Source organism: Sphingobium sp. AP50 (genome assembly GCF_900109095.1).
Taxonomy (GTDB): domain Bacteria; phylum Pseudomonadota; class Alphaproteobacteria; order Sphingomonadales; family Sphingomonadaceae; genus Sphingobium.
Genome location: NZ_FNYZ01000001.1, coordinates 517695 through 530749, shown reverse-complemented (window position 1 = coordinate 530749; position 13055 = coordinate 517695). Strand labels below are relative to the sequence as shown.

The following is a 13055-nucleotide window of genomic DNA, read 5'->3' as shown; positions in this document are numbered from 1 at the left end:
ATGACCCTGGCGGGCCTGTCGCCCGCCGGCGTGCTGCTTGTGCGCGCCGGCGAACCCCTTGTGCTGCGCTTCATCCTTCAGGATGCCGCCGGCGATCCGCAGGATCTGATCGGGCGGACCTTTGCCCTGACGCTGCGGCGATCGTCGCGCATCGTGCCGATCGTCACGATCGATGGCGAACTGACCGAAGATGGCGCGGCAGTGATGATCGCCATTACGGCCGAACAGGCGACGGCGCTGTATGAAAGCGGCCAGAGCCAGGCGCTCAGCTATGATTTCGTCGAACTGAGCGGCGGCGCCTCCATCACCCGCTGGACGGCGCGCGTCAATATCGCTGAAGGGCCGGAGCTTCCCAGCGATATCGTGCCGGTATGGATCGAGCTTCCTTATAGCGAAGCGACGGTCAACCCGCAGACGATCGCCGTGCGCGAGCGCGGCGCGCGCGGGCGATCGCCGCAAGAAGTGCTGTTCGACGCCGGCCTGATCGACGCACCGACGGTCGACGCGATGCTTCAGCTGATCAAGCAGAACCAGACCTGGACGAGCACCGCCGATCTGGAGGCGGCCGGCATCTCTGGCGGATCGGCCGTGCTGACCGAGAACGGGAAGGCGGGCCTTTTCACGATCGGCGATTATGCGACCTATGCCGCGCAGGTCGAGGCTGACACCGGCAAGATCAATTATATCCGGTCGACCTACGATGCGACCAAGGTCTGGGTGCGCACGTCGATCCAGCAGCAGGCCGCAGGCCAGATCGGCGCGACCGGCGGCGCGACCGTGCAGGCCGAACTGGAAGCTAACAAGTCCGCGACCATCATCCGTACCGGCGGCACCCTGACGTCGCGGGAGGCCGGCGTTCGGATCGATGATGAGGACAGCAGCCAGAACGTGCTGCAATGGCTGGAAGATTGCCAGAAGCGCAGCTCGGTCGCGGTGCTGAGCAAGGAAGATTTTGAGGATGCGCCGGGCACCTACACTTGCGCACCGGTGCCCGTTGAAATGCTGGCAGGGAAAGAACTGCGCATCGACGCGCGTCCCGGCACTGCCATCAAGGGGTTGTCCGATGGCGTTTTGAACGGCGTCCCCATCGTAAACAGCATCGCCGCTCTGCGTTTTCAAGGTCCTGACCATGCCGACCCGCTCGATCCGAGCATCCCGAACCTGCATATCAGGGGGCTGCGGGTTGATGTATCTGACCGGACCTATAGCCTCGCGGCACCGTCCGGGACGGCCATCACAATCCGCGATATCGGCCACGCTACCTTTGATCTTTGCGATTTCTATGGCGGCCCTGATTATCAGGCGGCGCTGGATGCGGTCGATCCTGTATCGCGCACCACCATCGGCGGTGACAGCGCAATCTCCTTCACCCGTATCCGCAACTTCGACTTTAGTCGTTCGAGGGCAAGAGGTTTTCTCGACAAAATCTGGTACGGCTCCCTGTCAGGCCGGATGCGGGGCTGGGCCAATTTCTATTACGACAGCAACACGGCCGGCGCGTTTAATCGTGATGGCACCAGCATAACGCTTTGGGGCGAAAAAGTCCGCGGTTGCGGCCTTGGCTTCGGGATGACCGAAGGCAATATCGGCAGCGTCACCTATCCGCCGGCGCACGACCTGTTCGCGACCGACTGCGAATTTGACGAGATGGGCGGCCGGATTTTTCGCATCTACATGGCCAGCGCCAAGATCAAAGGATGCAAGGTGCGCGACTGGGGCTATCAGCCGCGCAAAGCCGCGAGCGGCCTCTATGTTCCGGTGCCAAGCCTTGCCGCTGTCCGCTTGGACGGTGCCTATAATTGTGAGATCGAGATGGATATCTCGATGCGCGACTGGCCTGACACGGCTAATCATGTCGGCTTCGACCTTCGCGACAAGACGTTGAACGGCGTGAAGTGGACCTGCCGCGACAATAATATTCGCGCGTCGGTTTCCGGTCTGCCGAACGGCTTGGCGCTGTTGGAATTTGGCGGCACTGATCGCACCAATTCGACCATCATGGTCGATAATGTGGGGACGAACCGGGTCGCTGAATATCCGGTGCAGAGCCGGTCGACCAACATGTCGACACATAAGGTCCGACCGCGCGGCAGCAAAGAATATACGCTGCGCAACAATCAGAAGCTCAGCACCTATTTCACGCTGACACCCATCGCGCTCAACTCATCCAAGGTTGTTTTTGGAGCGCCTGCGGCGAACGAATGCCATGCCCAGCGGGTAGGCGATGAGTCTCTGACGCATATTCGCAATGTCACGCCTTTCACGCTTGGCTCCGATGCATCGTTCGTTGGCGAGATCATCGGCACTGTGCTGCACGTCACTCAGATGACGAGCGGCGCGCTGGCGGTGGGGCACTGCGTCCGCTGGACCGGCATGGAGTATAGCCCGGTCATCGTGCCGGGTGGCACCGGTACGGGCGGCGTCGGCACCTATAATCTGGACCTGATGCAGACCGTGCCGGCCGGGACGGCAATGCTGAGCCTGATGGATGGTGAAATCCGCTTCGACGCCCAGACATTCGCCGCTGCAGTCGGCGTTGGCTCGATCGAAGGCAATCTCCTGACCGTTAGCTCGACCAGCAGCGGTTCCTGGGCGGTGGGCCAGACGGTCAAGGGCGAAGGGACGCTCAGCAAAACGACTATCCTCGAAAATCTGGGCGGTGGCCACTATACGGTCAGCCGGTCGCAGTCAGTCCCGAGCGGCCCGATCACCGGTTTCACGGTCAGCACAGTGCGCGGACGTTGTTCGATCGTCGGGACCACGATGTCGGTCATCAGTCTGGCTGTTGGCGCGCTGGCTGTCGGCCAGGGTATCGAAGGCGACAACATTATTCCCGGCACCTTGCTGATGGAGAATCTGGGCGGCGGTAACTGGCGCGTGAACAAGTCGCATGCGGATGCCGTCGAAACGAATTTCCGCACTTTGCCGTCAGGATTGCCTTGGATCGCCGCACCGGCAGGTGGCGGTGACGCGGAGGGTGTGACCGGCATCGATGACGGCGTCATCTTCCCGGCCAAAAGCCGAACGCTGGTCGGTCAGGTGCCAGCAGGCCGCGACTATATTCGTTGCTGGTGGCAGACGATGGGGCGTGCGCTGCGCGTGCGCGACCTCAATCCTGAAGACGGCACAATCCGCGCCAACATCACGATCGTCTATCGTTGCGAGGACTGACATCCCATGAAAATCGAAAGCGAAGCGGCGATGTCCGGGCTGAAGCATGCGGCCGATGGCCTCTCGATCGGCGTGCTGCTGGGCACGATCGCCAACATTCTCCCCTCGATCGCGGCGGCGATGACGATCGTGTGGACCGCCATCCGCATCTGGGAAACCGAAACCGCCAAGCGGCTGACCGGCCGAAAGGACTGACATCATCATGAGCAAGGGTAAGATACTCGCCACGGCCAGCGCCGCGGCGCTGGCCATCGTCGCGTCCGTCTTCAATGTCGAAGGCGGCTATGTGAACAATCCGGCCGATCCGGGCGGCGCCACCAATCACGGCGTCACGCAGGCGGTGGCGCGCGCCGATGGCTTCACCGGCGACATGCGCGATTTCCCGAAAGAATGGGCGCAGAAGATCGTCTATGAGGGCTATATCGTGAAGCCCGGCTTTCTGCCGCTGGTCGACCTGTCGCCGGCGGCGGCCGAGGAGCTGATCGATAGCGGCGTCAACGCTGGGCCGACCAAGCCGTCCATCTGGTTGCAGACCGCACTCAACAGCCTCAACCGTCAGGGCAAGGACTGGCCCGAGTTGACCGTGGATGGGCAGGTCGGCGCCAAGACGATCGCCGCCTATGCCAGCCTGCAGAAATTGCGGGGCCGGGCCGAGGCCTGTCGCATGATCGTGAAGCTGCTGGATGCGCAACAGGCCGCGCACTATCTGAACCTGGCCAAGAATAATTCGAATTTCGAGACGTTCATGCCGGGATGGACCATCAACCGGCTGGGCAATGTGCCGCTGGAGAAATGCGCGTGAAGATCCGGGTCGACAAGATTGCCGCGTGGATCGGCCGCGCGCTGCTCGGTGCGCTGATCAGCGAAGCGGCCGATCGGCTGTCACGGCCAAAGCAGTCCGACGACAAAGGATCCGAAAGCAAGGATCATGGCGACGACAAGGCAGCCAGCCTCCAGCCGGAATAGGAAGCGGCGCAGTGGGGTATCGGGTGGGGTATCACTGGGTCTGCGCATAGCGGAAAAGTCGCAGATTTCTGCGGCGTTGGGAAGATGCGCGACGGAGGGGTTGTCCGTCTAACTTGCGGCGTCGGGTTGACAGGCGAGGCATACGAACCCTCCATCCTCGGTCAACCTTAGCGGACCTTTGATGGTGACGAATGTCTTTGTGGCTTCGTCTGTTGTTTCTTCTTCGAAGATAATTTCTGCCGAAGCACCACAATCGCATTTCCGCTTTCTGGTGACGATCCGTTCGCGGTGCATAGATACCTCTAAAAATGGGGTGGTTTAGATCGCCCGATAGCGATCAAGACCGAGGGCCTCGCGAGCCGTATCCATCCTGTCGCCACCCCCGCTCTGCCGTGGGTTATGACGCAATCTTGCGGCCGATAGCGGCCACAAATCAAGCCCGGAAAATTAACATGCCCCTGAGCAACGCCGCGGTGAAAGCCGCGCGGCCGAAGCCGCGCGCCTATAAAATGTTCGATGAGCGCGGGCTCTTTCTATTCATCAAGCCCAATGGCCTGCGCAGCTGGCGGCTGCGATACAAGCTCGACGGCCGGGAGAAGCTGCTGTGTCTAGGCCAGTGGCCGGACCTTCCGCTGGTCGACGCCCGCGATCGTGCCGAGGAAGCGCGCGGCCTGGTCGCACTGGGCGTCGATCCATCAGGAACGAAGACCGTGCAAATTTGCACGTTCGAATCGGTCGCCCGCGCCTGGCATGCGCAAAGCCAGGATCATTGGACCGAGCGCCACGCCCAGGACGTCATCGACAGCCTGGTGCGCGATGTCTTTCCGGAGCTGGGCTCCCTGCCGATCGGCACCATCACGGCGCCGGCGGTGCGCGATGTGCTGCGCGATGTGGAAGCGCGCGGGTCGATCGAGACGGCACGCCGTATCCGGCAGCGGATCTCGATGGTCTTTTGCTTCGCGATCGCGGAGGGATGGGCCAAGGAAGATCCTGCCGCCGTCGTCGGCCGGGTGCTCCGGCCGAAGCCGATGGCGCAGCGCCAGCCGGCGCTGGTCGAGATCGAGCAGCTGCGCGACCTCCTCGCCGCCTGCGAGAGCGCTGGCGGCCCGCCCATCGTCCGGCTGGCCTCGCGCTTCCTCGCCCTGACGGCCGTCCGCATGGGCGCGCTGCTGGGCGCGCGATGGGAAGAATTCGAGGACCTGGACGGCGCCGCGCCGCTATGGCGCATCCCGGCCGCCCGGATGAAGATCTCGCGCGATAAAAAGCAGGACGCGGCCAATGATCATCTTGTGCCGCTCAGCGCCGGAGCCGTCGCCGTGCTGAAGATCATTCGTGAGAATGGGTATGATACCCGTTCTTCGGGCGTCTTCCCCATTACGGCCGCCGCGATCGGCCGCCTCTATAAGCGCGCCGGCTTCGCCGGCCGTCATGTACCGCACGGCTGGCGCGCCAGCTTCTCGACCATCCTCAACGAGCGGTTCCCGCTGGAGCATGCCGCGATCGACCTGGCGCTGGCCCATGTACCGGCGAAGATGAGCAAGGTCGAACGGGCCTATAATCGGGCGGAGATGCTGGATCAGCGCCGCGATTTATATGCGCGCTGGGGCGCGCTCCTGGGCGGCTGAAGCCACCGGCCCGAAATGACGGGCGATCCCAACCTCTTGGCCCCCTGGGAAGCCAAGCGGGGAGACAAGCGTCTCCCCGTCTGAGGGCGCGATAGGCTACCCTCAGTGCAAATTCTGCGTGTGTGGCTGCATCCTGGTATGGCCGACTAGGCCATTCCTTCTCCTCTTAAACCCCTGTGAGGGTATACATCACCATCTCTAGACTCGCGCCTCTATCCCGGCTTCCATCCTTTTGAGAACGGCCTCCAGGGCTGGATCGCCTTGTCTAGGAGGCTGCGGCGGCACCTGGAGCGCTGGGCTGGCAGTGTTGGGGGTTTTTGATGCCCGACGTCGGCGGGCCTCCCTGAGGTTCAGGAAGCGCGCACGTACTGCCTTGCCGGCATCGCCGAGTGCGCGACCGAGGCGGCCGATGTCGAAGTGATAGGCGTTGGTGGCCTGCTCGCGCTGCGGCCCTGCATCGCCCGTGTTGGTGGTGCGCTGGCTGCGCCGGACCCAGTCTAGGAAGCCGTGCTCCTTGAGGCGCTTGAGTGCGTCAACGACCGCGTTCTTCGATAGCGCGGTCACTTTCATCAATGCAGTTATAGCAGGGTCACACTGCCCGGTTTTGAAGTCGAGGAATTGGCGCAGCATTGCTTCGTAGACACGAATGCCGTTCGCCATCAGCGGACTGCGCTCCCCCTTTTTCTTGTGGATAACGTCATATTCCTTGGCGAGGCGTAACATGTCGTCGACCCAGGCGAGGCCGCCCGCGGTTGTGCCGTTGGCGATCGGGCGAAAAACGTCCGCCTGTCTGCTGTCGACATCATAGCTGTAGCGATGGACGCGCTGGTCCGGGCCGCGCTTCTTACCGCCTAGGGCAGCGCCCGCGCCTTTCAGCAGCTTGCGGGTTTCGCGCGCTATCGCGCGTGCGTCGGCGCCGCTCATGCGCGCGCCGCCGTGCGTGTCAGGGCGCCCGAACGATCAGCAGCGACGAGACGGGCGGGAAGCCCTCCAGAAGCATGTCGGCCCACTCCTGCGCGATCGCGCGCCGGCGTGGCATATAGACCGCGCGATTGTAGATCGATTCGGTACCGCGCGGCCGATGGGCCAGCATGAGATCGATGATGGCGCGATCTTCCGGCCGGTCGCGGTGCGACGCGAGCTCGTTCATGATCGTGCTGAAGGACGATCGCCAGCCATGCGGGACATGCTGGCCCGTGAACCCGCAGTCCCGATACATTTTCGAGATCGTGGCGTCGCTCATTGGCTTGCGCGTCGATCGACTCTGCGGAAAGGCCAGCGGTCCCCGGCCGGTCAGGATCCGCAGCGAGGCCAACAGCTCCATCGTCTGCGTAGCTAGCGGCACATAATGGTCGTAGGCCTCTTCCTGCTTGCGCTCCTGCGACAGCTTCATTCGCGTGGCCGGGATGATCCACACCGGATTTTCCCGATCGAGATTGTCCAGCTCGATCCAGGGCAGCGACTGGACGACGCCGGGCCGCACTGCCGTCAGTGCAATCATCCGCGAAGCCAGCTTCGTCACCGGTCGCGCCCGCGACTGTTCCACCGTCCAGAGCATGGAGCGTAGCGCCGCGATCGTGGTGAGCGCCGGCATCTCTTTCTGGATAAGGGGCTTCAGCGAGAATTTTCCGGCGGCCGGGTTCTCGATATTGTGCCCCTCGCCGATCGCATACTCGAATATGTCGGCCAGTTGCTGGCGCGCCCGCTTTGCAGTCTCGATCGCGCCGCGACCCTCGATTGCCTTCAGGCGCTGCAGCACCATCGGCCGCGTGATCGCGCCGATCGGAAGCGCGCCGAACTCCGGAAATAGATCTCGCTTCAGCGCATTCATCACCGTCTTCGCGTAGTGACCGCTCCAGGTCGGCGCCATCTCGCCGTGCCACTGGAGCGCCATCACCTGAAAGGTGGCGGCCGCGTCCGCCTTCAGTGCCGCAGCCTTCTGCTTCTTCTCGATTCCCGGATCGATCCCCTGCTCCAGCAAGCGACGCGCCTCGATGCAAGATTCTCGCGCCTGCGCCAAAGATGATTCGGGATAGCGGCCGAGGGTGAGCAGCTTCTCCTTGTCCGCGAAGCGATACTTCAGGCGCCACGACTTGACGCCGCTGACCGCCACGTGAAGAAACAGACCGCGCCCGTCGAACAGCTTCAGTGGCTTGTCGGCCGCCTTCGCCTTTCTGCACTGCGTATCGGTGAGCAAATCCCAATACCCCCAGAACGCTGAGGATATACCCCAGCACTACCCCCAACGGGTCCGGCCTTAGATGGTATGGGATGGCAACGCATGGCAAGGCCAAATCGAGGAATACCCCGGATTTTATGGCCTTTTGGCACTGATCGGCACGCCTCGATATGAGAGCGTGGTGGACAGGGCTGGATTCGAACCAGCGTACGGGAAACCCGGGCAGATTTACAGTCTGCTGCCTTTAACCACTCGGCCACCTGTCCAGTGCCCTACCCGGTGAGGAATTTTCGTTCCCCGCCGCGCTGGAGGCGGCTCAATGGCGAAAGGAGGCTTGCCTGTCAATGGGGTGATGTGAAAAGAGCAAAATCATGAAAAAGCCCAATCGCTCCACCAAGCCCAAGAGTGCCTTCCCGCGCTTCTATGGACGTCACGCCGTCATCGCGGCCCTTGCCAATCCCGACCGCATCGTGCGCAAAATCTGGGGCACGCGCGAAGCGCTGAACCAACTCGACCTGCCGCCGGTGCTGCCGATCGTCTATTCCGATGTCGCCGACATGGGCCGGATGGTGCCGTCCGACGCGCCGCATCAGGGCATCGTCGCCGAAGTCGAGCCGCTGGACGATGTCTGGCTGGGCGAGATTCTGGAACAGGGGCAGGATGACAAGCGGCCGATCCTGGTGCTGGACCAGGTGACGGACCCGCATAATGTGGGCGCGATCCTGCGCTCCGCCGCCGCGTTCGACGCGCTGTGCATCGTGACGCAGGACCGGCATGCGCCGCCCGAATCGGGTGTGCTGGCGCGTGCGGCATCGGGGGCGCTGGAAAGCGTACCATGGGTCCGCGTGGTCAATCTGGCGCGCGCGCTCGAAGAAATTGCCGAAGCGGGCTATTGGCGCATCGGGCTGGACGGCGATGCCAACGCCACGCTGGGCGAGGCGATCGGCGAATCGCGTGTCGCGCTGGTGCTGGGCGCCGAGGGCGAAGGGCTGCGCCACAATACGATCGCCCATTGCGACATCATCGCCAAATTGCCGATCAGCCCGCGCATGGAGAGCCTGAACGTATCCAACGCGGCGGCTATCGCGCTTTACGCCGCCACGACGCGATAATAGCCGATAAGGGGGAGAGGTTGATGCACCGTCTGTTTCGCAGCCTGAGCGCGCTGGCAGGCCTGCTCACCCTCTCCGCCTGTCTGGTGACGCCGGGCAAGTTCGAATCGAGCCTGGACATTCGCGCCGATCGCAGCTTCGCCTTTGCCTATAAGGGCGAGATATTGGCGTCCGACGTGGACAGCGATGCCCTGTCCGGCACGACATCCTCCGGCGATGGCGACGCGCAGGAGGGCGAAGCGGATGCCAGCCCAACATTGATGCAGATCGCCGCCAAGGAAGAGGATTTCAGCGACCCCGACGCCAAGGATGATAATGCGCAGATGCAGGCGATCGCCACCGCGCTGTCAAAGGAGAAGGGCTTCCGGTCGGCCCGCTATGTCGGCAATCACCGGTTCGAGATCGACTATGCGATCAACGGCCGACTGGACCACACCTTCCTTTTCCCCTTCAACATCGATGCGCAGATCGTCCTGCCCTTTGTCGCGGTGGAATTGCGCGGGACGGACCGGGTGCGCGTGAAGGCGCCGGGCTTTGCCAATGAATTCGACAAGAGCCATGGGATGGGCGGCATGGGCGGCAGCGGCAATGACGAGGCCGCCAAGGCGCTGAACGGCACCTTCACGCTGACCACGGATGCCGAGATCATCAGCGTGAATCAGGAAGATGGCGCGGAAAGCGGGCCGCAGGGCAAGAAGATCGTCTGGACGGTTACGCCGATGACGAGCGAAGCGCCGATGGCGACGCTGCGGCTGAAGCCTTAGAACACCGAGCCTTTAATCTGAACCGTTCGTGCTGAGTAGGGGCTGAGCCCTTCGACTGCCTGCTTGCAGCAGGCGCTCAGGATAAACTTCACCAAAGGTGAAGTAGAAGACCCGTATCGAAGCATCCAGCGCTGTGCCTGATCCTTCGATACGCCATTTCGACAAGCTCAATGCCTGTCCTGAGCGCCTGCCTTGGCAGGCAGTCGAAGGGGCTACTCAGGACGAACGGATGTCGGCCTGATTATAAGCGCGATGCTATAAAGTGGAATAACCCAATATCAGATCGTCGTTGCGAACGCAGCGAGCCGAAGGCGGGCTGCGCTCGCAATGACGAGATAGGTCAGTCTTCCGGCGCGATGGTGACGCGCAGGCCGTCCATGGCGTCGTTCAGCACCAGCTGGCAGGACAGGCGGCTGCTTTCGTTGCGATGATCGGAGCTGTCGAGCAGATCGTTTTCATCCTCGCTGAGCGGCGGCAGGATGTCGGCAAAGGCCGAATCGACATAGATATGGCAGGTGGCGCAGGAGCAGCAGCCGCCGCACAGGGCCAGCAATTCGTCGAAGCCATTATCGCGAATGACCTCCATCACCGACAGGCCATTGTCGCCATCGACAGCCTGTTCCTCACCCGCACGGTTGACCACGATCAGTTTCGGCATTTATCCAGTCCCCTCGAATTTTTCTCCGCCGCTCTGAATGACAGGGGCCCGGAAATCAAGGGGCACGGCAGAACAGTTATGGTGTCGACCACAGATCAATTACGCGCCAGCCTGGACGCGATCGCCCTGCTGGAGCCCGGCTTCGTCGCGGCGATCGGCCGGCTGGGCTATCCCGAACCGCGCGTGCGGGAGCCGGGCTATGAAACGCTGCTGCGGACGATCGTGGGCCAGCAGGTCAGCGTCGCGTCGGCCGCGGCGGTGTGGCGCAAGCTGGAGGCGGAACTGGGGCTGGGCTGCGCGCCCGAGGCGCTGCTGGCGCGCGATTTCGATGCGTTGCGTGCCTGTGGCCTGTCGCGCCAGAAACAGGGCTATGCCCGGAGTCTTGCCGAACTGGTGGTGTCAGGCGCGCTCGACCTGCATGCCCTGCCGCAGGATGACGAGGCGGCGATCGCGCAACTGGCCCAGACCAAGGGGATCGGGCGCTGGTCAGCGGAAATCTATCTGCTGTTTGCCGAAGGACGGCCCGATATCTGGCCGGCGGGCGATCTGGCGGTGCAGATCGCGATCGGCCAGATGCTGGGCCTGCCCGAACGGCCGAGCGAGAAATTGACGCGGGAGGTGGCGGAAGCCTGGCGCCCGCATCGCGGCGCGGCGGCGATCATGGCCTGGCACCATTATAATGCCGGCGCGGATATGCTGAAGACCTGAAGGTGGCGCTCCGGGATGGAGCGCCATTGCAGGATCAGAAAGCGTCGGCCTCCAGCACCATGGTGGTGGCCTTGCCTGCGGCGATGCTGTCGGCCAGTCCCTTTGCCTGCGGCAATATCCGCTCGGCGAAATAAGCGGCGACGCTACGCTTGGCGCTGTGCAGTGGCGTATCGTCCGTCGCGGCGGCGGCCATGCGGGTCCACATCCAGCCCATGGCGACCAGCGCGAAGAGGCGCAGATAATCGACCGCGACGGCGCCCGACGCATCGACATCCGCGCCGCGCAGGCCCGTCGTGACGTCGCGCAGCAGAGCGAGCGCGGCCTGCGTGCGGCCGCCGATGTCGCCATCATCCAGATCGGCGGCGATCAGGTCGAAAAAGCCCTCTACCACGGCGCCGCCCGCCATGGGCAGCTTGCGCCCGACCAGATCCATCGCCTGCACGCCATTGGTGCCTTCGTAAATCTGGGCGATGCGGGCGTCGCGGACATATTGTTCCATGCCCCATTCGCGGATGTAGCCATGGCCGCCGAACACCTGTTGCGCGCGCACTGCGCTTTCGAAGCCGAAATCGGTGAAGGCCGCCTTCACGACCGGGGTCAGCAACGCGACGAGCGCGTCGGCCTTGGCCCGCTCCGTCGCATCGGGATGAACATGGGCGCGGTCGAGTTGCAGCGCGGTCCAGCCGGCCAGCGCCCGCCCCGCCTCCACAAAGGAACGAATGTCGAGCAGCATGCGGCGCACATCGGCATGGTCGATGATCGCCACCGGCCCGCGCGCGCCATCGGCGCTGCGGCCTTGTAGACGATCACGGGCATAGCCGACCGCCTGCTGATAGGCGCCGCCGGCCACGCCCAGCCCCTGAATGCCGACCATCAGCCGTTCGGCATTCATCATGGTGAACATGGCGGCGAGGCCGCGATGCGCTTCGCCCACCAGCCATCCGGTCGCGCCGTCATAGTTCATCACGCAGGTCGGCTGCGCATGGATGCCCATCTTCTTTTCCAGCGATCCCACCGACATGCCGTTGCGCTGCGTGAAGGCGCCATCGGCATCGGGCAGATATTTGGGGACCAAGAACAGGCTGATGCCCTTCACCCCGGCGGGGGCGTCGGGCAGGCGCGCGAGGACGAGGTGAATGATATTGCCGCCGAAGTCATGATCACCCGACGAAATGAAGATCTTCGTCCCGGTGACGGCATGGCTGCCATCGCCATTGGGCACGGCCTTTGTCTTGAGCAGGGCGAGATCGGTGCCCGCGCTGCTTTCCGTCAAGGCCATGGCGCCGGTCCATTCGCCGCTGACCATCGGCGGCAGATAAGTCGTCTTCAGATCATCGCTGGCATGGGCCATGATCGCTTCGCAGGCGCCGCGCGTCAGGCCGGGGAACAGGCCGAAGGACAGGTTGGTGGCGGACAGCATCTCGTCCAGCCAGAGTTGCAGGATGAAGGGCAGGCCCTGTCCGCCATAGGCCGGATCGGCCGACAGCGACGTCCAGCCCGCCTGCGCGAAATCACGCCATGCCTCCGCAAAGCCGGTCGGGGTCTGCACGGCGCCGTCGACCAGACGGCTGCCTTCCTCATCGCCATGGCGATTGAGCGGGTGGAGCCTTTCGGCGCACATGCGGCCCGCCTCTTCCAGCACCGCCGCTGCAAGGTCCGCATCCACATCCTTGCCGATATCCGCCATCGCCCCGTCGAAGCCGAGAACCTGCGTCAGCAGGAAGCGATAATCGTCGATCGGCGGCACATAGCTGAACATGGCAATCCTCTCCGGGTCTATGCGATTTTCCTACACCAAACACCTGTTACAGTCAATTGAGGGGATGGTCGACAGGGTGCGAGCGTTGTTGGAGGGCGTTGCGCGCGTCGTTG

At 63.3% G+C, this 13055-nt stretch carries 12 protein-coding genes and 1 tRNA gene; 8 read left to right on the top strand and 5 right to left on the bottom strand.

Annotated features, from left to right (window positions below; genetic code table 11):
• The 5 genes from BMY84_RS02615 (at position 1) to BMY84_RS02600 (ending at position 5762) form a co-directional block, all read left to right on the top strand.
• Entirely contained in the window at positions 1-3171 is a 3171-nt protein-coding gene (locus BMY84_RS02615; RefSeq protein ID WP_093080177.1) for a hypothetical protein, read from the top strand.
• Positions 3172-3177: 6 nt separating this feature from the next.
• Entirely contained in the window at positions 3178-3366 is a 189-nt protein-coding gene (locus BMY84_RS02610) for a hypothetical protein (RefSeq protein ID WP_093080175.1), read from the top strand.
• Positions 3367-3373: 7 nt separating this feature from the next.
• Entirely contained in the window at positions 3374-3973 is a 600-nt protein-coding gene (locus BMY84_RS02605) for a glycoside hydrolase family 108 protein (RefSeq protein WP_093080172.1), read from the top strand.
• Complete coding sequence (locus BMY84_RS29595; protein ID WP_177203872.1) at positions 3970-4137, top strand: hypothetical protein; 168 nt, start codon at positions 3970-3972, stop codon at positions 4135-4137. The genes BMY84_RS02605 and BMY84_RS29595 overlap by 4 nt, the downstream gene beginning before the upstream one ends.
• Positions 4138-4589: 452 nt before the next feature.
• A complete protein-coding gene (locus tag BMY84_RS02600) occupies positions 4590-5762 on the top strand; it encodes a tyrosine-type recombinase/integrase (RefSeq protein ID WP_093080170.1) in 1173 nt (390 codons plus the stop codon).
• A 198-nt stretch (positions 5763-5960) separates the two neighbouring features.
• Here BMY84_RS02600 and BMY84_RS02595 read toward each other — a convergent pair whose 3' ends face one another.
• The 3 genes from BMY84_RS02595 to BMY84_RS02585 all read right to left on the bottom strand — a co-directional run bounded on the left by BMY84_RS02595 (position 5961) and on the right by BMY84_RS02585 (position 8207).
• Positions 5961-6686, bottom strand: a complete 726-nt coding sequence (locus BMY84_RS02595) for a hypothetical protein (protein WP_093080167.1) — start codon at positions 6684-6686, stop codon at positions 5961-5963.
• A gap of 19 nt (positions 6687-6705) precedes the next feature.
• Positions 6706-7959 (bottom strand): tyrosine-type recombinase/integrase, encoded by a 1254-nt coding sequence (locus tag BMY84_RS02590; RefSeq protein ID WP_093080165.1) that lies wholly within the window; start codon positions 7957-7959, stop codon positions 6706-6708.
• A gap of 161 nt (positions 7960-8120) precedes the next feature.
• Positions 8121-8207: transfer RNA gene (locus BMY84_RS02585), tRNA-Tyr, on the bottom strand.
• Between the two features lie 105 nt (positions 8208-8312).
• Between BMY84_RS02585 and rlmB the strand changes: the two genes are divergently transcribed.
• Complete coding sequence (gene rlmB, locus BMY84_RS02580) at positions 8313-9053, top strand: 23S rRNA (guanosine(2251)-2'-O)-methyltransferase RlmB (protein WP_093080162.1); 741 nt, start codon at positions 8313-8315, stop codon at positions 9051-9053.
• Between the two features lie 23 nt (positions 9054-9076).
• On the top strand, positions 9077-9817 hold the full coding sequence (locus tag BMY84_RS02575; protein ID WP_093080160.1) for a hypothetical protein: 741 nt from the start codon (positions 9077-9079) through the stop codon (positions 9815-9817).
• 340 nt (positions 9818-10157) lie between these two features.
• Here the strand turns inward: BMY84_RS02575 and BMY84_RS02570 are convergent, their stop codons facing one another.
• Complete coding sequence (locus BMY84_RS02570) at positions 10158-10475, bottom strand: 2Fe-2S iron-sulfur cluster-binding protein (RefSeq protein ID WP_093080157.1); 318 nt, start codon at positions 10473-10475, stop codon at positions 10158-10160.
• 78 nt (positions 10476-10553) lie between these two features.
• Here BMY84_RS02570 and BMY84_RS02565 point away from each other — a divergent pair, with 78 nt between their 5' ends.
• Positions 10554-11183: a DNA-3-methyladenine glycosylase family protein gene (locus BMY84_RS02565; RefSeq protein ID WP_093080155.1), complete on the top strand. Its 630-nt coding sequence runs from the start codon at positions 10554-10556 to the stop codon at positions 11181-11183.
• 34 nt (positions 11184-11217) lie between these two features.
• On the opposite strand, the gene BMY84_RS02560 is transcribed toward BMY84_RS02565, so the two are convergent.
• Positions 11218-12942 carry an acyl-CoA dehydrogenase family protein gene (locus tag BMY84_RS02560; protein WP_093080152.1) on the bottom strand — a complete coding sequence of 575 codons (1725 nt, stop codon included), beginning with the start codon at positions 12940-12942 and terminating at the stop codon, positions 11218-11220.
• Positions 12943-13055 lie beyond the last annotated feature (113 nt).